Genomic DNA, 24,562 nt, shown 5'->3' with positions numbered 1-24,562 from the left:
ATTCGATGGTTAATATTGAAAACTCCGTAAAGAATTGCCGCAATTAAAATGAAAATTGAACGGAAATTTGTATATAATGGCTCACGGAAATTACCAGCGAGACTGTTATGTTGACCATCGTTCAAGAAGCCCTAACCTTTGATGATGTCTTATTACTCCCTGCCTATTCTACTGTTCTCCCAAAAGATGTCTCTCTTAAGACACGTTTCACACGTGGCATCAATTTGAATATTCCACTTGTTTCTGCTGCGATGGATACTGTGACTGAATCACGTATGGCAATTGCAATGGCGCAAAACGGTGGTATCGGTATCCTGCATAAAAACATGGATATTGCTGCACAAGCTGCAGAAGTTCGCCGCGTGAAAAAATTTGAAGCAGGTATGGTGAAAGACCCAATTACCGTTACACCAGAAACGACTGTACGTGAGCTGATTGCTTTAACTCAAGCAAATAACATCAGCGGTGTACCAGTGGTGAAAGACGGTCAAGTGGTGGGTATTGTTACTGGTCGTGACACTCGTTTTGAAACCAATCTTGAGCAACCTGTTAGTAACATCATGACAGGTCATGATCGTTTGGTAACTGTTCGTGAAAACGAATCAAAAGAAAACATCCAAGCATTACTTCAAAAGCACCGTATTGAAAAAGTCCTTGTTGTAAATGACAACAACGAACTGAAAGGTTTAATCACGGTTACTGATTTCCGTAAAGCTGAAAACTATCCAAACAGCTGCAAAGATGACTTGGGTCGTTTACGCGTTGGTGCTGCAGTTGGTACAGGTGCAGAAACACCAAGCCGTGTAGAAGCATTGGTAGAAGCGGGTGTTGATGCGATTGTTGTTGATACAGCACATGGTCACTCTGCAGGTGTAATTGAACGTGTACGTTGGGTTAAAGCCAACTATCCACAAGTTCAAGTGATTGGCGGTAACATCGCGACTGGTGATGCAGCTCTTGCATTATTAGATGCTGGCGCAGATGCAGTGAAAGTGGGTATTGGCCCAGGTTCAATCTGTACTACACGTATCGTTGCTGGTATTGGTATGCCACAAATCTCTGCGATTGACAGCGTTGCCAATGCACTAAAAGATCAAATTCCATTGATCGCAGACGGTGGTATCCGTTTCTCTGGTGATATGGCAAAAGCGATTGGTGCAGGCGCGAGTACCATCATGGTAGGTTCATTGATGGCGGGTACGGAAGAAGCACCGGGCGAAGTTGAATTCTTCCAAGGTCGTTATTACAAAGCTTATCGTGGTATGGGTTCATTGGGTGCGATGGCAGGTGCAACAGGTTCTGCTGACCGTTATTTCCAAGACTCAAAAGCCGGCGCTGAAAAACTGGTACCAGAAGGTATTGAAGGTCGCGTACCGTACAAAGGCCCAATGGGTAATATCGTTCATCAAATGATGGGTGGTTTACGTTCATCTATGGGTTATACCGGTTCTGCGGTGATTGATGACTTACGTAAAAATGCACAGTTTGTCAAAATTACTGCGGCAGGTATGTCTGAATCTCACGTACATGACGTGACTATTACTAAAGAAGCACCAAACTACCGTGTTGGTTGATATTTAGTAGCTTTTAGCCGAAAAGGCCGTCATTAATATGACGGCCTTTTTGTTTTTGGTGTAAAGTATTTGCAGTAAAAAGTGATGATTAAGATCACCATTAAGAAGTGAGTACAACATGAGTTATTTTGGTACAGATGGCATTCGTGGCAAATTCGGTGAATTGCCTATTACCCCTGAATTTGCATTAAAACTAGGATTTGCCGCAGGTAAAGTATTAAAACAATACAGTAAAAAAGCAAAGCCCATCGTTGTACTAGGTAAAGATACCCGATTATCGGGCTATATTTTAGAGTCAGCATTACAAGCCGGTTTAAACGCAGCAGGTGTTTATGTTCATTTGTTGGGTCCATTACCTACACCTGCAATTGCCCATTTAACCCGTGCATTACATGCCAGCTTAGGCATCGTGATCTCGGCGTCGCATAATCCGTATTTTGATAATGGCATTAAGTTCTTCTCGAGCGAAGGTAAAAAATTGCCGGATGAAATTCAAGAAGCCATTAACAAAGAACTTGAAAATGACTTGGTGATCGAAGACCCTGCAAACTTAGGTAAAAGTGTGCGTGTAAAAGATGCCAATGGTCGTTATATCGAGTTTTGTAAATCAACTTTTCCGTACCATTTTGACCTGACAGGCTTAAAAATTGTGGTGGACTGTGCCAATGGTGCAGCCTATAGCGTCGGTCCATCGGTATATCGTGAACTGGGTGCAAAAGTGATTGCGCTGTTTAACGAACCGGATGGGTTGAACATCAATAAAGATTGTGGTTCGACGCATCCTGAGTTTTTACAAAAAGCCGTTGTTGAACATCAGGCCGATTTAGGGATTGCCTTTGATGGTGATGCCGACCGCGTGATTATGGTCGATAAAAACGGTCAGCAAATTACTGGTGACCATATTCTGTATATTTTAGCCACTCAAGCGAGTCAAAAACCTGCGGGTATCGTGGGTACTGTGATGAGCAATATGGCGCTTGAAATTGCTTTAGATCAAGCCAATGTGCCCTTGCTTCGTGCCAAAGTTGGTGACCGCTATGTATTACAAGGCCTAGAAGAAAAGGGTTGGGTAACGGGCGGTGAGCCATCAGGTCATATCTTGACTTTGGACAAGAGCACCACAGGTGATGCGATCATTGCTTCACTTCAGGTGTTAACGGTGATGGTTGAGCAAGGTAAAGCTTTGCATGAATTGGTGGAAGGTTTTGAGTTATTACCTAACGTTCTGGTAAATGTTCGCTTGGCTGCGATGTTTGATCCCTACGCTGTACCTGCACTGGTGAGCGAGTTTGAAAAAGCTGAAGCTCAGCTTAAAGGGCGTGGTCGCATCTTGATTCGTAAATCAGGCACAGAGCCGGTGATTCGTGTCATGGTTGAAGGTAATGACCTTGAAGAAGTCACCGCATTGGCAAATCATTTGGCCGATGCTGTTCGTGCCAATGCAGCTTAAATGAAGAGGGGAAATTGCATGAATGATGTGATTAAGGACTTAAGTGAACTGCGTTTAACTTATCAAAAAGGTGAGTTGCATGAAGATCAGGTGAACCGTGATCCACATGAGCAGTTTTTATTATGGTTTAACCATGCCTTAGCAGCACAACTGCATGAACCCTATGCTATGTCTTTGGCTACGGCAAATGCCCAAGGTCGTCCGCACGTGCGGACGGTCTTGTTGCGCGGTGCGACCCATGCAGGTTATGACTTCTACACCAACTATGACAGTCAAAAAGGCAATGATCTGCTCGATAATCCTTATGCAGAATTATTGTTTTATTGGCAAGAGCAGGAACGTCAAATTCGGGTCAGTGGTCGTGTGGAAAAGATATCTCTCGAAGAGTCGACGGATTATTACCATAAGCGACCGCGTGACAGCCAAATCGCAGCACACATTAGCACTCCACAAAGTGGTGTTATCGCCAGTCGTGAAGAATTACAACAGCGATTCCAAAATTTGCATGATCAAGTGGAAAGCAAAGACGTATTGGCGAAACCTGAGTTTTGGGGTGGCTATCGTTTAGTTCCGGATTATTATGAATTTTGGCAAGGCCGTCCGAATCGTTTACATGACCGTTTGAGTTATGAACAACAGGGTGGTCAATGGGTTCTACAGCGACTGATGCCATAAATGTCTAAACTTTTAATTCAACAACGACCCTATTTGACACGCCCTGAATATCTTCAGGGCGTTGCGCCGTTTATTGCTGACTTATTGGCACGTCGCGGGGTTTCTTCCGCACAAGAGCTGGAATTGAAGCTCAAGCATTTACATGCCCCGACCTTAAAAGGCATGCAGCAAGCCATAGAGTTGATCGACCAAGCCATTGATGCACATAAAAAAATCGTCATTGTGGGCGACTATGATGCCGATGGTGCGACCAGTACTGCATTGATGGTCTTGGCACTGCGTGATATGGGCGCGGATGTTGAATATCTGGTTCCAGATCGTTTTAAGTATGGTTATGGCCTGACACCCGCCATTGCCGATTTGGCCTTCGTGAGCTTTACCCCAGATGTGTTGATTACAGTTGATAATGGTATTTCGAGCCATGCTGGTGTAGCGCAGGCACAGGCGCATGGTATGCAGGTGATCATTACCGACCATCACCTGACCACGAAAGAAACACCGCAAGCAGAAGCGGTGGTAAATCCGAATCAGTTGGGATGTGAATTTCCAAGTAAAGCCTTGGCTGGCGTAGGTGTTGCATTTTATGTGTTGGCAAATTTGGCCAGTATGCGTAAAAAAAATGCTAAATCCACAGCCAACCTCAGCCAATATTTGGACTTGGTGGCTTTAGGCACTTATGCCGATGTTGCAAGTCTAGATCTGAATAATCGGATCTTGATCGATGCTGGTTTGAAGCGGATTCAGCAAGGACTATGTCGTCCAGGGATCAGTGCATTATTGGATATCGCCGGCCGTGATCCCGCACAGTTAAAAGCACCAGACTTGGGCTTTGTGGTCGGCCCGCGACTCAATGCTGCTGGGCGTATGGAGACCATGGATATTGGGATTGAGTGTTTGATTGCGGCGGATTTAAGTACCGCTTATCCGATTGCGCAGCAGTTGAATCAACTCAATATCGAAAGACGCCAAGTCGAAGGGCAGATTAAACAAGAAGCTTTGGCTGAGTTAGAATATATTCAGCTTGATCAGGATAACCTACCTGCAGCCTTGATCATGTTTGAACAGCATTGGCATCAAGGGGTGATTGGGATTGTTGCAGGGCGTTTAAAAGAACAATTCCATAGACCTGCAATCGTCTTTGCTGCAGATGAAGATGGCGTACATATCAAAGGTTCTGCGCGTTCGATTGAAGGTATTCATATTCGAGACAGTATTGAGCGTATTGCTGAATTACATCCGCATTTGGTGAGTCATTTTGGCGGGCATGCTGCCGCGGCAGGACTAACCATTCAAAAGCAGCATTTTTCTGAATTTAAAACTGCCTTTGAGGCACTGATCGCTGCGCAAGATGAAAGTTTATTTCAGGCCACTATTTGGACAGATGGTGAATTGCCTGATTCAGCCATTAATGTCGAAACCGTTGATCTTCTGCAAAATTTAAGCCCATGGGGACAAAAATTTCCTGCACCGGTCTATGAAGGTCTATTTAAAATTTTAGATTATCGTTGGTTGAAAGATGTGCATCTGAAATTAAAACTTGCTTTAGAGAATGGCTTAATGGTGGACGCAATTGCATTTAATGCGGCAGAAAAGTATGAATTTAATCCTATGCAAGATCAAATCCGCTTGGTCTACGAACTCGATAAAAATGAATTTAGAGGAAATGTCAGTGTTCAATTGAGAGTTTTACACTTGGCTCAATAAATTCTATTTTTACAGGCAAATAAAAAACCGCTCAGAAGAGCGGTTTTTTTTATGGTTTTGACTTCAATGGATTAGAAGCGGTATTTCGCTGCTACACCAAATGAATTGTAGTCATTGTTGCCAACTTCACCGAAACCAACACGACCTTCAAGGCTTACTTGTTGGTTGAAGAATTTACGTGCATTGATCCCTACTTCATTACGATCAGTGACATCGTTGTTGTAGTAGTCAGCACCAACACTGAATGTTTTATCGATGAAGTAGTCCGCTGCTAGATTGAATTCATCTAGATCACCGAATGCTGCACTCGCTTCAAGGTTGATGTCTTTACCATTGCTTAAAGTTGTTACGTATTTAGCACGTAAAGTTGGATCTACGCCGTCATCTTCATCGTTATCCCAACCTTTCACACCAACTGCAACTAAGAAGCCTGGTGCAGGAAGATAACCAACTTCAGCGCCGTAGTAAGTTGTATCGTTGTCTACTGTGCCGAATGGAGTGTCAACTTCGACATTATTACGGCTTACATCACCAGATACATAGAAATCTGAGTTTGGTACGAAGTATTCGATACCAACGCCATAAGTATTGTCGTCAACATCACCACGGTCAGCGAAAGTTGCATGTGCATTTACGTTACTTGCACGGTTTAAGAATGCAGCTTCTGCAAGAGGAGCGTTACGAGTTTGAACAGGGTTGAAGTAATAAGTACCGTTTACACCAAATTCACTGCCAGAGCTTCCATTATCTGGGTCGATGTAACCAGCTGAAGCGCCTACTTCTGCTTGATAAGCATGAGCTGTACCTGTAATAGCAAGTGCAGAAAGAAGTGCTGAAGCAATTGCGAGTTTTTTCATGGAAACTACCCCTCTAAATTGTTTGGCTAAATTTAATACATTTTTTGTTACAAGTTTTAGTCTAGAGAATTTTTAAAGATGGTCAATCGCTGCAAAGTTGCAGAACTGTGTATTCGGTAATTTTATGTAATTTTAATAATTTAACATATTGAAAAATATATAATTATTATTAATGTTTTGTTTTATTAAAACTGTGTAGATATTATGAATTTGTAGATTATTTGGTCAATAACTCGACTTTTTTTAAAGTAAATATTACATCCAAAAGAAAAAAGCACCTCAAAATTGAGGCGCTTTTTTATGCACATTTTTAATTCAAACGAAATTAGAAACGTAAAGTTGCATTGATGTTGAACGCTTGAACGTCATCGCCAAAACCAACTTGACCACCGATTGCTAGGTTCGGGTTAAGGAAGTACTTTGAACGAATAGCGAAGTAATCTGTATCTTCTTCACCGTTATCAACGATGTTATAAGCTGCACCCACGCTAAATGCTTGGTCGAAGTAGTAGTCTGCACCAATCGTTGCAGAATCAATGTCACCAAAAGCACCATCTGCTTCAAGGTTGATGTATTGACCATTGTTCAAAGGCGCAACATATTTTGCTTTTACAGCAAAACGGTTGTCTTCGTCTTCATCATTGTCGCCTTGATAGCCATCAATACCAACAGCAAGTAAAAGGTTAGAAACAGGAAGATAACCCACTAATGCACGGTAAGTAGTCACATCGTAGTCTTCATCATAAAGAGTTTGACCATATTCTGTTGCTTTTTCATTGTATTGACCGAAACCGATTTCACCATTGAGGTAGAATTGATCGACAAAATATTCAATGCCTGCAGTTAAGTTGTGAGCATCAGATTCAGCTTTGTAACCAAAAATTTCATTACTTTCCATAGTGTTATATGAATACCCAAGATAGGCATTGCTGTTATGACCTAGAAAAGCAGCTTCATTTAATGGACCATTACCAGTTTGTACTGAGTCAAAATACAAAGTACCTGTAAGATTGAATGTATTATCAGTATCAATAATATCATTATCCCAATCTGTATAAGTAAAACCGCCATCAACTTGGCCGTCATAAGCAAAAGTTGATGAAGTGATAACAGCTAATCCTAGTGCAAGTAATGTCTTTTTCATAAAACCCTCGAAACATTATTGTTGTAAAAAAAATGTAATAAATAGTAATGCGAGCGTATTGTTCATATTATGTGCATTGAAGTCAATGATTTGGATGATCAATCTGGCTGAAACTGTGCAAATGCTCTGTGATATAATAGGCGGCTATTTAAGCCAAATTTTTTGATTGAGAGTAATTCACGTGGAAATTAATCCGTATCTATTACAGCTAAAAGACTTAAACGACCGTGGTCAAACATTACGGGGGTATCTTTGACTACGATCTGAAAAAAGAGCGTTTAGAAGAGGTTCTACGTGAGCTGGAAGACCCAGCAATTTGGAATGATCAAAGCCGTGCGCAAGCAATGGCAAAAGAAAAAGGTGAACTCGAAAACGTCATTAACGTGCTCGAAGGGCTGTCAACTCAACTAGAAGATGCCCAAGCGATGTTGGATCTTGCGGTTGAAGCAGAAGAAGAAAGCTTACTTGCAGATGTGCAAGCAGAGTTAACTTCAGCGGAAGCAGAACTTGCGAAATTAGAATTCCGTCGTATGTTCAGTAATCCGATGGACCCGAACCCATGCTATGTCGAAATTCAAGCAGGTTCTGGCGGTACTGAAGCACAGGACTGGGCATCGATGTTACTACGTATGTATCTACGTTGGATTGAACGTCATGGCTTTAAAGCTGAAGTGATGGAAGAGTCTGATGGTGATGTGGCAGGGATCAAGTCTGCAACGATCCGTGTAGAAGGTGAGTATGCATATGGTTGGTTACGTACAGAATCTGGCGTACACCGTTTAGTCCGTAAGTCACCTTTTGACTCAGGTAACCGTCGTCATACTTCATTCTCAGCGGTTTTTGTATCGCCTGAAATTGATGACAATATTGAAATTGAAATCAATCCAGCTGATGTACGTACTGATACTTATCGTGCATCTGGTGCCGGTGGTCAGCACATTAACAAAACAGACTCTGCGGTACGTTTAACTCACGCTCCAACAGGGATTGTGGTGGCATGTCAGAACCAACGTTCACAGCATGCCAACCGTGACCATGCATGGAAACAGTTACGTGCAAAATTGTACGAACTTGAAATGCAAAAACGTAATGATGCGGCACAAGCGTTGGAAGACACCAAGTCCGATATCGGTTGGGGCAGCCAAATTCGTTCATACGTTTTAGATGACTCGCGCATTAAAGACTTACGTACTAGTGTGGAAAGTTCAAACACCGGTGCAGTACTTGATGGTGATTTAGATAAGTTTATTGAAGCCAGCCTCAAACAAGGTTTGTAATTTAAATTTATATAGAAAACAAAGTTCTATCTGTTTTTGATCAATATATCTAAAAAAATCGATATAAAAATCGAAAAAATACGATATAGTGTATTCAAGATGCTGAATAGAACTTTGTTGTCCAAATTTTTATTTAATTAAACCCGTTTAAATTATGGATATTGATTTAATTTTTAAAGCACTTGCCAATCCGACTCGACGTCAAATCTTGGAATGGTTGAAAACACCAGAACAGTTTTTGTCAGAAGAACAATGTGGCGGCTTTAATCGTGGTGTATGCGCTGGCAATATCGAAAAACTCGGTAATGTTTCGCAGTCTACGATGTCTAATCATTTGTCTGTGTTACAACAGGCGGGCTTAATTCAAGCCGAGAAATATGGTCAATGGTCGTATTTCTCACGCAATGAAGAACTCATTCAGCAATATATCGATTATCTGCAAAACTCACTTTAAATCGTATTTCGCATTTGAAGTGTGAGGCGAGACATATATGGCTGAACTCAATACTCCTCTCATTTTGGGTGATTTACACCTCAAAAATCGCGTTGTGATGGCGCCACTGACCCGTAGTCGTGCGACCACTGACCGTGTTCCAACGCCGATGATGGCTGAATACTATGCACAGCGTGCAAGTGCTGGATTAATCATTTCAGAAGCAACGGTGATCTCAGAAGCAGCTAATGGTTATTTGCAGACGCCGGGTTTATTTACCGATGCTCAAGTTCAAGGCTGGAAACTGGTGACCCAAGCCGTACATGAACAGCAAGGTTTAATTGTGGCGCAATTGTGGCATGTCGGACGTGTCTCACATCCCGATCTGTTGGATGGTGATACACCAGTGTCTGCCAGTGCGGTACAACAGGCAGGTTATGTCAGTCTGCTTCGTCCAAAACGCGAATATGTCGTGCCACGTCCTTTAGAGATTGCAGAAATCAAAAGCATTGTTGAGCAATACAAACAGTCTGCAATCAAAGCCAAAGAAGCCGGTTTTGATGGTGTGGAATTGCATGCGGCCAATGGTTATTTGATCGATCAATTCCTACAAAGCAAAACCAATCTACGTGAAGATGAGTATGGTGGCTCTGTCGAAAACCGCGCACGTTTATTGCTTGAAGTAGTGGATGCGCTGATCGAAGTGTGGGGGGCAGGTCGTGTAGGTGTGCATCTTGCGCCGCGTGGTGATGAACACGACATGGGCGATCATGATCCACGTGAAACCTTTGGCTATGCCTTAGAGCAGTTGGGGCAGCGGAAGATCGCATTCTTCTTTACCCGTGAATATCTGGCGGATGACAGTATTAGTGACTATCTGAAACAGCGCTCAAATGGTGTGCCGTACATTGCCAATATGCGTTTAAGCCGTGAAGATGCCGTTGATTTATTGGCCTCAGGTAAAGCCGATGCGGTGTCTTTTGGTAAAGCCTATATTGCCAATCCAGATTTGTTTGAACGTTTGCTAGCGAATGCTGCACTAAATGAATTGCAGTTGGAAAATATGATTGGAACAGATGTTGCCGAAGGCTATATTGATTATCCAAGCATGAAAAATAAATTTGGTTCAGGACGTTCAACGTATTAATCGACACTTGAATACGCATTATCCATTAACATGTGGATAATGCTCTGATATATTCTGCCGATTCAAACCGTTTTTGAGCGTAATAATTTGACTACTCCTTTTTGGTATAACGCAGCTTTGGCGCTGATTAAGCCGCTATATCAATGGCGCATCAAAAAACGTGCTGAAGATCTCCAACTATATCAGCAAGAGTGTCTTGAGCGCTTTGGGCCATTTCAGCCAGTTAAAAACCGTAATGCAATTTGGTTTCATGTGGTTTCCGTAGGAGAAACCAACGCTGCGCAGCCGCTGATTGAACATTATCTCAAAGCAGGCCATCCAGTCTTAGTCACCAATACCACCAAAACCGGACAAGCGCGTGCGAAACAATTATTTTTAAAAGCACCGTATGAATCGCTGTTTCAGGCAGTGTATCTGCCAGCAGATCAAAAAAAATTAGTCCGTCGTTTTATCGAAAAATATCAACCGAAAATGTTGGCTCTGGTCGAAACAGAACTCTGGCCAAATTTGATGATTGAAGCCGATCAGGCCAAGGTTCCGTGTTTATTGATTAATGCCAGATTATCTGAAAAATCGGCGAAGGGTTATAGCAAAGTCCCGAGTTTGACGCAGCCGATGCTAAAGAGTTTGAAACAATTATTGGCGCAAGATCAGGCAACTTTAGCGCGATTTATTGAGTTGGGTGCAAACCAGCATACCAGTCAGGTCGTGGGAAGTATCAAGTTTGATATTCATGCGCCCAATAGCTTTGTGCAACAAGCAGCGCAGTTACGAAAAGATTGGGATTTGCAAGGCCGTAAAATCATTACCATTGCCAGTACGCATGCACCAGAAGAACAAAAGCTGCTCGCAGCACTGCAGCCGATTTTGCAACAACAGCCTGAGCTGTTATGTATCGTCGTACCACGTCATCCTGAACGCTTTGATGAGGTTTTTGTAGAAGCGCAGAAACTGAATTTACGTACACAGCGCCGCAGTTTAAAGCAAACGATTCAGCCTGAAACGCAAGTATATTTGGCGGATAGTATGGGCGAATTATGGCTATGGCTGGCACTGAGTCAGGCGTGTTTTGTCGGCGGTTCTTTAAATGAACCGGGCGGTGGACATAATATTTTGGAGCCTATCGCGCTGCATGTCCCGACAGTATTAGGTCAGCATTATTTTAATTTCCAAACCATTGTGGATGAATTTGTAGCGGCCCATGCGGTTGTGGTTGTGCAGGATTTTGAGCAGGCGGCAAGAGCATTGGTTGAGATCATTCAAAATACTGCGAAAGCGCAGGCTTTAAATGATGCAGCGCAGCTGATTATGCAAAAGAATACTGGGTCGCTGCAAAAGCATATTCAGGTGATTGATCAATACCTTTGATTTTTCAACCATGATTTAAATTGGTTGTTGTTTTAAATAGATGAATGAATAGGCTCGATGGGGTCTTACATCTAAGGTTTGAAGAAAGGGGTTAGACTTCGGCTGGAGGTACTCTTACGAAACGTTGTTTCTCATTCGGCATAATGGGAGGCGAAGCTTCGCAAGGAAACCATCTTGCGGTGCAATGCACCTCACCGACAAAACGCGTTGCATTTTTATGTCTAACAAATAATCGCTGCAACTTGAGTGATTATATTGAGTGTTGCCTCGAACAGTTGTGGATGACGTTTTCACGTATCCCATTGAGCTGGGTAAGAGAATTTTTATGAACATCGTCCTGCTTGACCCACGTCAAACTGAATCTGAGCTGTGGAATATCAGTGCTAAACGCCAAGTTGAGCATTTAAAAACCCATGTCGATGTACAAGTGGGCGATACCCTCAAAGTCGGGATTCGGGAAGGAAAGCGTTATTTAACCCAAATCGTCAGTATTACGGATAACGGCATTCAACTTAAACCCTTACAAGAAGAAGAAGTACCTGCAAAGCATCCGGTGACTTTAATTGTGGCGATGCCTCGTCCGAAAGTGTTGCGCCGTCTGATCATGGATGCCGTCACCTTAGGCGTAGAAAAAATCATTTTGCTGCACAGTTATCGCGTGGATAAAAGCTATTGGCAGACCCCATTTTTACAGCAGCTCGATCACTATGTGACGTTGGGTTTGGAGCAGGCAGGTGACACCATTGCGCCCAAAATTGAACTGTATAAGCGTTTTAAACCCTTTGTGGAGGATGTTTTACCGAGCATGATTTCATCGGACTATCCCGCTTATGTGGCGCATCCTTATGTCGAAGATGTGATGCCTACAGGGATTCAACATGGATGTACGATCATCATTGGTCCTGAAGGTGGATTTATCCCTTATGAGGTGGATTTACTCATAAAAAACGGCTGCCAAGCAGTCAGCTTAGGCAACCGAATTATCCGTACAGAAACAGTGATTCCGTACGTTTTAGGGCGATTATTTAGCTGTTGAAGCTTCTGCCTCAGCTTGATCACCACGGTAAACTTTCACTTCCTGTACAGGGTAAGGAATTGAAATACCATTTTGATTGAATGCTTGGATAACGTGTTCTTGCACTTCACTGATTGAGTTCGCAGTGGTGGTTTCTGTGGTATCTACCCACCAACGGACATTCAGATTGACCGAGAAATCAGCCAAAGCATTCACGTTTACGGTAAACGCAGGTTGGCTCAAGATGGTTGGGTCTTTGTCCAAAATAGCCAAAACAATGTTTTTAGCTTTTTGAATATCATCTTCATAACCAATACCCACCACAAATTCACAACGACGACGTTGATAAGCGGTATTCACCGTTACCGCACTGGTGTAAACCGTCGCGTTTGGAATCACGATACGACGACCATCGGGAGAACGCAGGAAGGTTGCGCGGATCTGAATATCTTCAACTGTACCTTCCATTCCTGACACAATAATGTCATCGCCGATTTTGAACGGTTCGCCGAGGAGAATCAAAATACCCGACAGTAAGTTCTGGAAAATATCTTTAAACGCGAAACCGATTGCAACCGAACCAATCCCCAAGGCACTCATGAGCTGACCTGGTGTGAACCCTGGGATCGCAATGACCATGGCAATCAGGAAACCGAAGAACATAATGGCTGAGCTACCCACACGGTTCAGGACCAAAACTAGATTTTGTTTTGAATAAGAACGGTCAGTGAGCGCTTTACGAACAAAGAATCTAAAGAGTTTAGACAGTAGATAGAAGATCGTAAAAACAATTAATGCGATACAAATATATGGCAGGCGTTCCCAAAATCCATCGACAAATTTATCGATCGTTGAGTATGCGTCATTATATTTAGAGGTATGTTCCAGCACGGTTTGTGCGGTTTTTTCTGTTGCCTCTTGCAAAAGTTGAGTCGTGCCTTGAGTGACATCACTCAAGGCATTTTCTTTTTCAGCCACGAGTTTTCCAAATGTTCAGATTTTTCGCTATTTTGCCTGAAATTAGTGGCGAAAATAACCCTCATTTACAGGCTTGCGAACAGATGTATCAAAATTCAGACAGGCTCAAATTCGGTCAGTGGTTTAGAAATATTCAGTACTTTGTTGAATGATTTCTGTTGGCGATTCAATTTCTCCGCTACCCATCATATAAGACGTGATACTACCTGTAGCCAAGAGCGACAAGACACTGATTAAAATCATCAACCATGCCAGAATTTTTTCCCAAACCGCAGCAGGGCGTGGCGCGCCGTATTGATTTATGGTCGGTGTGCCTGAGGCCAATAATAAATACAGGATAAAAAATAGATTGATCACGGGGATAAATAATAATAGTAGCAACCAACCGGCTTTATTGAGGTCATGCAGCCGACGTACGACAAAGACACAATAAAAATAAATGTAGAGAATCATAATCGCCAAATAGGCGAGGCCAGATGCCCCAGTAAATATGCCAACAAATTGCTCATTTAACGCCATGGTATTGATGTTGAAAATACCCACGGCAAGGCTTAAAGCGATCAAGGCAAAAAAGCTGATGATGTTGAGAAAGCCATACCAACCAATCATGCTCAGTCGACCAAAACGTCCATCTGGTTTCAGGGGATTGTCCGATGTAGTGGTCGTCTGACGGGAAAAGAAAGAAGAGTCATTGGTATTCATGCTTGGGTCAACTCAACGTGTATGGAAGAATAAAAAAGCGGAATGCTGAGTAAAATTACCTTTGCATTATAGGTTCAAATGAACTGATCAGATACTGAATTGAAACATGTTTTTGTTGAAATTTTGCTCAAAAATATGCTTTAAATGGGAAAGAATAATACGACCAAAGCATGATTGCTGCGATTAAAAATTAATCGTCATACTGCTGTGATGCAGAAATTATAAAAGTAGAAATGTGGCATGGCATCTCGTGATGAGATGAATCAGATCAAGGAAAATACAATATGAAAGAGATCTATCCAGTACCTGAAAGTTTCAAAAAAACCGCGCGCATCAATGAGTCGGAGTACTTTGAGCGTTATCAAAAATCGATTGAACAACCAGATGAGTTTTGGGCAGAGCAAGCGCAAAAGATCGATTGGATCAAACCGTTTACCCAAGTTAAAAATACCAATTTTAAGCAAGATGATTTCAAGATCGAGTGGTTTGCTGACGGTGAACTGAATGTCAGTGCCAACTGCCTCGATCGACATTTAAAAGAACATCCACATAAACCGGCCATTATTTGGGAAGGTGATCATCCTTCACGGCATAAAATCATTTCTTTTGAAGAACTGCATGATGAAACTTGCCGTTTTGCCAATGTGCTGAAAAAACATGGCGTGGGTAAAGGCGACCGTGTGGTGCTGTATATGCCAATGGTACCCGAAGCGGCAATTGCGATGTTGGCCTGTACCCGAATTGGTGCAGTACACTGCGTGGTTTTTGGCGGGTTCTCACCAGACTCATTGGCTAGTCGTATTGATGATAGTCAGGCGAAAGTCGTGATTACTGCGGATTGTGGGATGCGTGGTGGTAAGCCCATTCCACTCAAAGAAAATGTCGACCTTGCACTCGACATCGAAGGCACATCTTCGGTTCAAAATGTCATTGTGGTGCACCGTACTGGTAACCCGATCGAAATGAAAGCGGATCGTGATTTGTGGTATCACATGGAAATCATGTCGGTTAATGATATCTGCCCACCTGAACCCATGAATGCCGAAGACCCGCTGTTTATTTTGTATACATCAGGTTCAACTGGAAAACCGAAAGGCGTATTGCACACCACGGGTGGCTATTTGACCTATGTGAATTGTACTTTTCGTGAAGTTTTTGACTTAAAACAAGATGATGTGTTTTGGTGTACCGCAGATGTCGGATGGATCACTGGGCATTCATATGTATTGTATGGCCCATTGTCGAATGGTACTACGACCGTAATGTTTGAAGGGGTGCCGCAATATCCAAGTTGGGCACGCACGGGACATATTGTCGATAAACATAATGTCACTATTTTATATACGGCACCGACTGCGATTCGCGCCATGATGCGAGAAGGTGATGCCTTTGTCCGAGAAAGTGACCGCAGTAGTTTGCGTTTACTGGGTTCGGTGGGTGAACCGATTAACCCAGAGGCATGGAATTGGTACTACACCGTGGTAGGTGAAAGCCGCTGCCCAGTGGTGGATACATGGTGGCAAACAGAAACGGGTGGTTTCATGATTACGCCATTGCCGGGAGCAACTGATTTAAAACCGGGTTCGGCGACGCGTCCATTCTTTGGTGTACAACCTGCGATTGTCGATGCTGAAGGCAATGAACTTGAAGGTGCCGTAGAAGGCAACTTGGTGATTAAGGATTCTTGGCCGGGACAAATGCGAACCATTTGGGGTGATCCTGAGCGCTTTATTGAAGCCTATTTCTCTACTTATCCGGGGACGTATTTTACAGGTGATGGCGCACGTCGTGATGAGTCTGGCTACTATTGGATTACGGGCCGTGTGGATGACGTCTTGAACGTTTCAGGGCATCGATTAGGAACGGCTGAAATTGAAAGTGCGTTGGTTGCGCATGATGCTGTGGCAGAGTCTGCGGTGGTGGGTATGCCGCATGATATTAAAGGACAGGGGATTTGCGCCTTTGTCACCCTACAAGCAGGGACAGCTGAGACGGATGAGTTACGTCAGGAACTGGTGGCTTGGGTACGAAAAGTCCTTGGACCAGTGGCAACGCCAGATGCACTGCATTGGGCGCCAGCCTTACCAAAAACCCGTTCTGGTAAAATCATGCGCCGTATTTTAAGAAAAATTGCGGCCAATGAGCTGGACTCTTTAGGCGACACTTCGACCTTGGCAGAGCCTCAAGTGGTTGAACATTTGATTGCGACGGTTTATCCGAAGGCATAAGCAACTTGAGCGTGAGTGGTAGGGTTCTGATGAAAGTTCACTATCGCTCATGCGATGGGTTATTAAGGCAATATTTAACGTCCTTTCCCCTAGAAATGTTGATTAGGATGAGGTGACGTTCATGATGCATTTTATCCATCGTACATACGATGGATAACAAAGACCAAGCCATGAGTCGCCTGAATGTTGGTGACTTAGATTTCATAAGATATAGATTTTACAGATATAGACTGCAGGCATTGAGATAAGCTGAATGCCTGCGCTTTGTTAAGCTAAAACGGTAACAGAATAATCAGATAGACATATGAACGCTTCAACTCCATTGACTCAAGATCCGATCGATATTGCCCAAAAACTGGCGGCAGAATTTGCCACGACGGCTGCTCAGCGCGATAAGCAGGGGGGAAATCCCAAAGCTGAACGTGATTTGATTCGTCAAAGTGGTTTGCTTGCACTGTCCATTGGACAGCAATACGGTGGACAGGGTGCAGATTGGCAGACGATTTTTAAAACCATTCAAAGCATTGCTCAAGTGGATAGCTCATTGGCGCATGTTTATGGTTTTCATCATTTATTGATTGCAACCGTACAGTTGTTCGCGCAGCCCGAGCAATATGGCCCGTGGTTTGAACAGACTGCACGTGAGCATTTATTTTGGGGCAACACCTTAAACCCCTTAGACCGTCGTACGACAGCGACGCAACTGTCTGAACACGAATACGTCTTTCATGGCGATAAAAGCTTCTGTTCGGGTTCTATGGATTCAGACATTTTGCTGTGTTCTGGCTTCAATGAAGATGGAAAATTATTGATCGGGGTGATTCCTACAGCACGTGAAGGCGTTAGTTTTCTCGGCGATTGGGACAATATGGGACAACGTCAAACCGACAGTGGAAGCAGCCATTTCGAACAGGTCAAAATTTCCAAAGATGAATTACTACTGAACCCAGGACCTTTGAGTACGCCGTATTCAAGTTTGCGTCCGTTGATTGCACAGTTGATCTTTGTGCATATGTTTTTGGGGGTGGCAGAAGGGGCTTTTGAAACAGCAAAACAGACGGTTCAAAACCAAAAAGCGTGGTCAAAATCATTGGCTGAAAATGCAGTGAATGACCCTTTCATTCAAAAGCATTTTGCTGAGTTTTATGTGCAATTAGAAAGTGTACGTTTATTGGCAGATAAAGCGGTTCAACGTTTGCAAGGGGCTTGGGAGATTGGTGAAGCTTTGACGGCGGAACAACGTGGAGAAGTCTCTATTGCGATTGCAACAGCCAAAATCGCAGCCACCAATAGCTCGCTGTACATTACGCAAAATATTTTCCAAGTGATGGGCGCACGTGCCACGACGGCCAAATTGAATTTAGACCGCTTCTGGCGCAATGTGCGTACCCAAACCTTACATGATCCGATTGATTATAAATATCAGGAAGTTGGTGAATGGGTGCTCACAGCCAAAGTGCCAGACCCAAGTTTTTATTCTTAAACGTATAATGCACATTGCAAAAAGCCTCCGAAAGGGAGGCTTTTTGCAATGTGCTGTCAGTCGATTTAACGCTGATGAATATTTTCTAAGGTATCGACTAAGGTTCGCGTCGTTTGATCAATTTCATAATTCACGGCATCACCGACTTGAACATCTTTCCATGTAGTGAGGCGCAGTGTTTCAGGAATAAGATCGATTGAAATTTCACTGTTGGCACGATCAACACGGTTCACAGTCAAACTGCAACCATTGAGTCCAATAAAACCTTTGAGAAAGAAATATTTAATATTGCCTGCCGGAATGTGAATATCGAGATGAAAGGTTTCCCCACGATGTTCTAAGTTTTTGATCGTGGCTGTGCCTTCGATATGACCATATAGATTGTGACCACCATTTTCTGCCCCAACTTTGGCTGAGCGTTCGACATTGACCTCATCACCGGCCTTGAGAGCTTTTAGTGTGGTGAGTTGATTGGTCAAATCTGAGACATCAAAATGTACTTGGTTGGCTGCCAAATCAATTTGTGTGGCCGTTAAACATACGCCATTAATCGCCACACTTGCCCCGATAAAGACATCATGAAAAAAATCCTGATGATTTGAAATCACTAAGGTTGTGAAGCCATTGCCTTGACGAATGTCTAAGACTTTTTCTAAACCTTGCACGATGCCTGTATACATGTGAGCGTCTCTAAAATGATTTGCGTTTTCTGTATTGTAGGGACAAAACGACCGCTCGGCTATGCCTTAGAGTGACCATTTCAGTACAGCATTTTGATCACTAGCAGTTCGATCTTGGCAATGGCCTACAATGCTCGGAAAGTTTCAATTGCAGCTAAGCGAGACTGCTTTAAATCGACGATCGGTTGAGGGTAGTTCAATTCCTGTTGAGGATTTTTGGCAAAGGGTTGGTGAATTTGTTTGGCATCCAAATCTGCCAGTTCAGGTAGCCATTGACGTAAATAATCCCCGTTCGGATCAAATTTCTGAGATTGGTTGATCGGGTTGAAAATCCGAAAATAAGGTACAGCATCTGTACCCGTCGAGGCGCACCATTGCCAACCGCCATTATTGGCCGCTAAGTCACCATCGACAAGGTGCTGCATAAACCATTGCTCCCCCAACCGCCAATCGATCAGTAGATTTTTGCTGAGGAACATGGCACAAATCATCCGCACCCGATTATGCATCCAACCCGTAGCCCGTAGTTGACGCATTCCTGCATCGACAATTGGAATGCCTGTCTGACCTTGCTGCCATGCAGCCAAGTCTTGTGGTGCATGGCGCCATTTTATTTTTAAGGTTTTGGTTTGAAACGGCTGGCGCTGAGAAACCTGCGGGTAGTCAAATAAAATGTGCTGATAAAATTCACGCCAAAGCAGTTCATCGAGCCACGTTTGTTGCCCTCTGTGGTCGATCTGGAAATAGCCACCTTGTTCACGAAACAGGGCTTGCAGACATTGGCGAATAGACAAGATGCCCAAGTTGAGATACAAGCCAATTCGACTGGTTCCATTGAGCGCTGGATAGTCCCGATCATCAGCATAACGACGCAGATGTTGTTCTATGAATTCATCTAAGCATTGCTGTGCATGATCTTCCCCAATCGGCCAAAGCTCGATCTGAGCAGCTAACAGCCCTGCGGGATAAAAAGGACGCAGATCAAATTCATTTTGCCATAGCTGATGCGGGGCGAGAGCCGTTTGGGCTTCGATCGCAGGATAACAACTGGGCACACTGATGGTCAGTTTCTCGTAGCAATTTTTCTTAAATGCACCGAAAACCTGATAAGGATGTCCAGATTGATTGCGAATACTGCCAACAGGAAACAGGGTGCGGTCATGGTACAGCTCGACAGAGATCTGCTGCTGTTCTAATAACTGTTGTACTTGATGATCGCGTTGGAGTTCATTCACACCGTGTTCAATATGTGCATGAACCGTGTGTACATTGAGCTGAGTACATAAGGTTAAAAGCTCAGTAGCGATGTCTGACCAATCGGGAATATGCTGAATAATCAGTGGAATATTTAGTTCAGCCAATTGTTGTCGCAAAAGTTCTAGTTGGGCAAGATAGCGATGGATTTTAATGGGGGCATCATCATGCCTTGTCCATTGTTCAGGAGAAAGCGCAATAAAGGCAACCGTCGGACCAGACTGTGTCGCCTGCCACAGAGCACTATGGTCATGTCGCCTTAAATCTTGTCGAAACCAAACCAGTTGCATGTTTATTGCCTCTTGTTTTGTTGGAAATATTACAGGAAATACGGGGTGTCTATTGGTGATAAAATCATCTAAAAAATATCGATTTTTATAAAAAACCATATAATATCTATGGTTTAAGTTAACCGATTGCGCACAATCCTGTCAGCTTAAGCGTACAAGCAACGAAGTTTTTGACGCTAGGCGCACTTTTAAATTTTACCTAAGATGAACTCATACAGGAACAGGACGTTCCGGAACATAAAACAATAACAAAGTGTTCACCATCAGGACTGTGAAGCAAGACAGGAGTCATGCTTAAGTATCCATATAGAAAAAGCCCGACAGGATGTCGGGCTTTTTCTTTGTTTACAGATCCGTTCGTTTTGTAGAAACAGAGCATGTCTTTAAATTGGACTGGCGATAAAAAATCCCCTAAGCCGAGCCTTAGGGGAGGAAAGTGAAGTGAGCCGGTTGTGATTATTATGCTGATTATATGAGCTGTGACTGCATCAACAATTATGCTGATTTAGCCTGCACAACTTGCTGCTGTTGAGCTTCCAGTTCACGAACCAGTGGCAACACTTTTTCGCCAAAGTATTCCACTTCTTCAATGAAGTGGAGAAAACCTGAGAGAACCAAATCGACGCCTACACTTTTGAGTTCCACAATGCGTTCAGCAATTTGTTGTGGCGTGCCAATCAGATTGGTTTTAAAGCCGTCGTTATATTGAACCAAATCTTCAAAAGTAGATTTTGCCCAGTTTCCTTCGCCTTCTTTGGTGGATGCACCTGCTTCACGAGTTGCATCGCCAAAGGCATTGACCGCTTCGGTATTGGCATTGTCGATAATCGCTTGAAGCACCGCTTGGGCTTCTTCCTCCGTATCTCGGGCAATGATGAAGGCATTGACGCCGATTTTGACCTGATGGTTATTGGCTTTGGCTTTTTCACGAATATCGTCGATCTGCTTTTTCAATTCAGCAGGGGTATTGCCGTTGGTGAAGTACCAGTCGGAAACACGTGATGCCATGTCACGTGCTGCACGTGAGCTGCCGCCTTGGAAGATTTCGATATGCGGTTTTTGCACCGGTTTTGGAGATAGGGTGTAGTCTTTAAATTGATAGTATTTACCATCAAAACTAAAGTTATCCTGCGTCCAAACACCTTTTAGGCTACGAATGAATTCTTCAGAGCGCGCATAGCGTTGATCATGCTCGGGCCATTCTTCACCAATCGCATCAAACTCTCCACGGAACCAACCACTCACAACATTAATCGCAATACGGCCATTGGTAAGATGATCGATGGTCGCCAATTGTTTTGCAGCCAGAGCCGGTTTCCAAGGGCCGGGTAAAATCGCTGCAATGACTTTGAGCTTTTCGGTTTTGGCTAAAATACCATGACTGAAACTGACAGATTCGTGTTGATTTTCCGCGTTATAGCCTGCGGTAAAACGAATTTGAGTCAGCGCATAATCAAAGCCACTTTTTTCTGCAGCTTGTGCCAAACGCACGTTATAGTCATAGCTCCAATCGGTACGCTGTTCAATATTACTGACCACCAAACCACCACTGACGTTTGGTACCCAATACGCAAATGTAATGTTTTTTTCTTGTACTGACATTTTGCAAACCCTCGGGATCGAATTGTTATGCTGTGGTGTTTAGGCCACTTGCGTTTTTGGCTTTTTACTATGCAGTCGAGCTTCAGCAGCATCCAAACTTGGAACGGCTGCAGAAGGAAGGACTTCTTCTTGCTCGATTTGCTTATTAATGCCCAAGTTTTGGTTGGCTTGTTGAGACTTGGCTTTCACCACTTCAGCACGCTGACCTTTGGCTGGAGCCCATTCCAAAATCGGCAGCGCACGTGCTACAGCTAAAGTAATGCGGTCACGGAGTAATTCACTATGAATGGTGTATTCAGGGGTGAAATCACGATCTGTTGCATAGACCCCAATCGGTAATGTTTGCGCTTGGAAGAAACTGAACAATGGACGCAGTTGATGTTCAAGCACTAAAGCGTGGCGTTCAGAACCACCTGAAGCTGCAAGCAAGACAGGTACATCCACCAATGCAGTTTGTTCGACAAAGTCAAAGAAGTGTTTAAACAGGCCTGTAAATGAAGCACGGTAAACTGGCGTTCCAACAATCAGCGCATCAGCAGCTTCAACGGCAGCAAGGTCATCTTGTACACGTTGTGGCAATTGGTTACGGTAAATCGCCCCACCTAATAAATTGCCAATTTCGCTAAACTTAATAAAATGCACATTGATTGGAGTTGCATCACCGAGCTCATCAACAATGGCTTGTACCAAAGCTTCAGTTTTAGATGGATTGTTTAGACCACCTGACACAGCAACAATATTCAGGGGTTTTTGTAGATTAACTTGAGACATTTTTTAAACCTAAAAGTGTGGTTTCTCGGAATGCCTTTTATTAATCCCGATGGGTGGATCACTGTAAAATAACGAAAATCAGAAAAGTTATCTGATTTTTAGATATGTTGGGAAAACCTCAAGATTCGTGAAATTTCAAATTTTAAACTGTTGATATTTCAACATATAATGCTTAGATATAAGCATTTTTACTGTGTTGATAAAATTTATATGAAAATATGATTAGATTTAAAGATTTATAGAAAATGCGAAAAAAGACGCATTTTAGGTGAAAATCTACATTTTAAATGCAAAAAAATAAGTTCTTGCATATCCTTCACATAGCATGTGTGGTTAGAATAGGGTCATTGTGCACAAGATCTCTCACGTTGCTTATGAATATTTTAATCGTTGATGATCACCCGCTGTTTCGTCATGCTTTAATTCAGGCGGTTCGTTATAGTTTGCCTCAGGCGCAAATTCATGAGACTGCAGCAGTCAATGAATGCTATGAACGTCTTGAAAATGGCCCTGAGCCTGATCTTGTGTTATTGGATTTAAACTTGCCGGGTGCTTCAGGCTTTTCTGCCTTGGTGCATATTCGCGCACAATATCCATCGATTCCAATCATTGTGGTCTCTGCGCATGAAGAAGCGTCGATTATCCAACGTGCGATTGCACATGGTGCGATGGGTTATATTCCAAAATCTGCACATCCAAGCCACATTGGTGAAGCGATTCGTCAAGTCTTAGAAGGCGAGATTTGGTTACCACCAAATTTACCTGCCAACATGAACTTTGACCCACGTGCTGCAGATGAAACAGCATTGGCAGAACGTATTCAGTCTTTAACACCGCAACAATTCCGCGTGTTAATGATGGTGGCGGAAGGTTTGCTGAACAAACAAATTGCCTATGAGTTGGATGTGTCTGAAGCAACTATTAAAGCGCATGTAACGGCGATTTTCCGTAAGTTGGGCGTACAAAACCGAACTCAAGCTGTATTGGCAATTAATGCATTGAATATTGAAGAAAAGAAAATCTAAGGATTTTTTCAAAAAAAAAAGACCTCCACAATGGAGGTCTTTTTTTATGCTGTTTAAGTACTAATGCTGGTGCTGGATCATTTCGCTTTAAATGCCGTGCGGTTATTAAAAGCGACAAATCAATCCAACAATAACTTAAGCAATATAGTCTTGCTTAGGCGTCAAATCCGTACAGTACAAAGGGTTGAGCGCACATTGCAGTTCATCAATTTGTTCATCGGACACATAGCCGCGCGCTTTGAGATAATCCGCGACACGGTCATCACGTAAACTCAGAAAAGCAGCATCATAAACACCCAAATCAACAAATAGAGCTGCAGTTTCTAAACTGTTAAAACGGTCCAGATAAACATCATTGTCATACATCAGGAAGATATGGTCTTGCTTGGAGTTGGCATCGACATTTAAACGTTGTGCCAATTCAAATGGCGCTGTTTTAATAAACAGTAAATCGGATAACTCATCAAACTGTGTTTTATCTAGCTGGTTTTGGTCGGTTTTGACTTTACCGAGCCACGCTTTAAACACCAAGACCGCACCACCACGCAGTAGCATGCTCCAAATCTGATGACGGGTGTCCAAACCTAAGCCATTGGATTCGGCTTCTAAATTTTGCAGCAGTAGATCTTCTTGTTCTGCCAGTCGATCAAATAAGCCAAGACCTTGGGGTTTGTAGGCATTCGGCGCAAAGACATCAAAATTCAGTTCGTCAAACACTTGTAAAGCGAGAGGAACGGCACTGTGATAGAGCGTTTCCAGCGCTTCGACTTGCACATCACTTAACTTGCTGAACTTAAATAATTGACGCCAGTCGATCTCTGGCAAAATGGCATTGGCACCATACTGACGATGAAACTGTAGATTTTGATCAAAACCATGCGGCATTGTTTCTGAAATATTCACAA

General features: G+C 43.2%; 21 protein-coding genes. 12 read left to right on the top strand and 9 right to left on the bottom strand.

Annotated elements, in window-relative coordinates; genetic code table 11:
* Positions 1–107 precede the first annotated feature (107 nt).
* The 4 genes from guaB (at position 108) to recJ (ending at position 5,403) form a co-directional block, all read left to right on the top strand.
* A complete protein-coding gene (gene guaB / locus B1202_RS10585) occupies positions 108–1,574 on the top strand; it encodes an IMP dehydrogenase (protein ID WP_078190562.1) in 1,467 nt (488 codons plus the stop codon).
* Between the two features lie 118 nt (positions 1,575–1,692).
* Positions 1,693–3,024 carry a phosphoglucosamine mutase gene (gene glmM, locus B1202_RS10580; RefSeq protein ID WP_078190561.1) on the top strand — a complete coding sequence of 444 codons (1,332 nt, stop codon included), beginning with the start codon at positions 1,693–1,695 and terminating at the stop codon, positions 3,022–3,024.
* Positions 3,025–3,042: 18 nt separating this feature from the next.
* The gene (gene pdxH / locus B1202_RS10575) at positions 3,043–3,699 is read left to right on the top strand and encodes a pyridoxamine 5'-phosphate oxidase (protein WP_078190560.1); all 657 of its coding nucleotides are present in this window, start codon (positions 3,043–3,045) and stop codon (positions 3,697–3,699) included.
* Entirely contained in the window at positions 3,700–5,403 is a 1,704-nt protein-coding gene (gene recJ / locus B1202_RS10570; RefSeq protein WP_078190559.1) for a single-stranded-DNA-specific exonuclease RecJ, read from the top strand.
* Positions 5,404–5,474: 71 nt separating this feature from the next.
* On the opposite strand, the gene B1202_RS10565 is transcribed toward recJ, so the two are convergent.
* Both B1202_RS10565 and B1202_RS10560 read right to left on the bottom strand, forming a co-directional pair.
* On the bottom strand, positions 5,475–6,260 hold the full coding sequence (locus B1202_RS10565) for a putative porin (protein ID WP_078190558.1): 786 nt from the start codon (positions 6,258–6,260) through the stop codon (positions 5,475–5,477).
* Positions 6,261–6,585: 325 nt separating this feature from the next.
* Positions 6,586–7,404 (bottom strand): putative porin, encoded by an 819-nt coding sequence (locus B1202_RS10560; RefSeq protein WP_078190557.1) that lies wholly within the window; start codon positions 7,402–7,404, stop codon positions 6,586–6,588.
* 181 nt (positions 7,405–7,585) lie between these two features.
* On the opposite strand from B1202_RS10560, the gene prfB reads away from it, so the two are divergent.
* The 5 genes from prfB (at position 7,586) to B1202_RS10535 (ending at position 12,665) form a co-directional block, all read left to right on the top strand.
* A protein-coding gene (prfB, locus tag B1202_RS10555) for a peptide chain release factor 2 (RefSeq protein WP_111884474.1) occupies positions 7,586–8,681 on the top strand; the annotation gives its coding sequence in 2 pieces (ribosomal slippage) (positions 7,586–7,657 and positions 7,659–8,681; 1,095 coding nt in all).
* Positions 8,682–8,835: 154 nt separating this feature from the next.
* The gene (locus tag B1202_RS10550) at positions 8,836–9,135 is read left to right on the top strand and encodes an ArsR/SmtB family transcription factor (protein ID WP_078190555.1); all 300 of its coding nucleotides are present in this window, start codon (positions 8,836–8,838) and stop codon (positions 9,133–9,135) included.
* 37 nt (positions 9,136–9,172) lie between these two features.
* The gene (locus B1202_RS10545; RefSeq protein ID WP_078190554.1) at positions 9,173–10,261 is read left to right on the top strand and encodes an alkene reductase; all 1,089 of its coding nucleotides are present in this window, start codon (positions 9,173–9,175) and stop codon (positions 10,259–10,261) included.
* A gap of 87 nt (positions 10,262–10,348) precedes the next feature.
* The gene (locus B1202_RS10540; protein WP_078190553.1) at positions 10,349–11,629 is read left to right on the top strand and encodes a 3-deoxy-D-manno-octulosonic acid transferase; all 1,281 of its coding nucleotides are present in this window, start codon (positions 10,349–10,351) and stop codon (positions 11,627–11,629) included.
* Between the two features lie 325 nt (positions 11,630–11,954).
* A complete protein-coding gene (locus B1202_RS10535) occupies positions 11,955–12,665 on the top strand; it encodes a 16S rRNA (uracil(1498)-N(3))-methyltransferase (RefSeq protein ID WP_078190552.1) in 711 nt (236 codons plus the stop codon).
* Here B1202_RS10535 and B1202_RS10530 read toward each other — a convergent pair.
* Positions 12,651–13,622 carry a mechanosensitive ion channel family protein gene (locus tag B1202_RS10530; RefSeq protein WP_078190551.1) on the bottom strand — a complete coding sequence of 324 codons (972 nt, stop codon included), beginning with the start codon at positions 13,620–13,622 and terminating at the stop codon, positions 12,651–12,653. The two genes, B1202_RS10535 and B1202_RS10530, sit on opposite strands and share 15 nt — an antisense overlap.
* Positions 13,623–13,745: 123 nt before the next feature.
* The gene (locus B1202_RS10525; RefSeq protein ID WP_078190550.1) at positions 13,746–14,324 is read right to left on the bottom strand and encodes a DUF805 domain-containing protein; all 579 of its coding nucleotides are present in this window, start codon (positions 14,322–14,324) and stop codon (positions 13,746–13,748) included.
* 284 nt (positions 14,325–14,608) lie between these two features.
* Between B1202_RS10525 and acs the strand changes: the two genes are divergently transcribed.
* The gene (acs, locus tag B1202_RS10520) at positions 14,609–16,552 is read left to right on the top strand and encodes an acetate--CoA ligase (protein ID WP_078190549.1); all 1,944 of its coding nucleotides are present in this window, start codon (positions 14,609–14,611) and stop codon (positions 16,550–16,552) included.
* A 304-nt stretch (positions 16,553–16,856) separates the two neighbouring features.
* On the top strand, positions 16,857–18,035 hold the full coding sequence (locus B1202_RS10515; protein ID WP_078190548.1) for an acyl-CoA dehydrogenase family protein: 1,179 nt from the start codon (positions 16,857–16,859) through the stop codon (positions 18,033–18,035).
* 65 nt (positions 18,036–18,100) lie between these two features.
* Here B1202_RS10515 and B1202_RS10510 read toward each other — a convergent pair whose 3' ends face one another.
* From B1202_RS10510 to msuE, 4 genes are all read right to left on the bottom strand, one after another.
* On the bottom strand, positions 18,101–18,715 hold the full coding sequence (locus B1202_RS10510; RefSeq protein WP_078190547.1) for a riboflavin synthase subunit alpha: 615 nt from the start codon (positions 18,713–18,715) through the stop codon (positions 18,101–18,103).
* A gap of 125 nt (positions 18,716–18,840) precedes the next feature.
* Entirely contained in the window at positions 18,841–20,259 is a 1,419-nt protein-coding gene (locus tag B1202_RS10505; RefSeq protein ID WP_078190546.1) for a cryptochrome/photolyase family protein, read from the bottom strand.
* Between the two features lie 495 nt (positions 20,260–20,754).
* Positions 20,755–21,861, bottom strand: coding sequence for a dimethylsulfone monooxygenase SfnG (gene sfnG / locus B1202_RS10500; RefSeq protein ID WP_078190545.1), 1,107 nt, complete (start codon positions 21,859–21,861; stop codon positions 20,755–20,757).
* Positions 21,862–21,900: 39 nt separating this feature from the next.
* Entirely contained in the window at positions 21,901–22,632 is a 732-nt protein-coding gene (gene msuE, locus B1202_RS10495; protein ID WP_078190544.1) for an FMN reductase, read from the bottom strand.
* A 374-nt stretch (positions 22,633–23,006) separates the two neighbouring features.
* On the opposite strand from msuE, the gene B1202_RS10490 reads away from it, so the two are divergent.
* Positions 23,007–23,657 (top strand): response regulator, encoded by a 651-nt coding sequence (locus B1202_RS10490; RefSeq protein ID WP_078190543.1) that lies wholly within the window; start codon positions 23,007–23,009, stop codon positions 23,655–23,657.
* Between the two features lie 135 nt (positions 23,658–23,792).
* Here the strand turns inward: B1202_RS10490 and B1202_RS10485 are convergent, their stop codons facing one another.
* The gene (locus B1202_RS10485; protein WP_078190542.1) at positions 23,793–24,560 is read right to left on the bottom strand and encodes a hypothetical protein; all 768 of its coding nucleotides are present in this window, start codon (positions 24,558–24,560) and stop codon (positions 23,793–23,795) included.
* Between the last annotated feature and the right edge of the window lie 2 nt (positions 24,561–24,562).

This window comes from Acinetobacter amyesii, assembly GCF_002018365.1.
Classification (GTDB): Bacteria; Pseudomonadota; Gammaproteobacteria; order Pseudomonadales; family Moraxellaceae; genus Acinetobacter; species Acinetobacter amyesii.
This window is presented reverse-complemented; position numbering and strand designations above follow the sequence as displayed.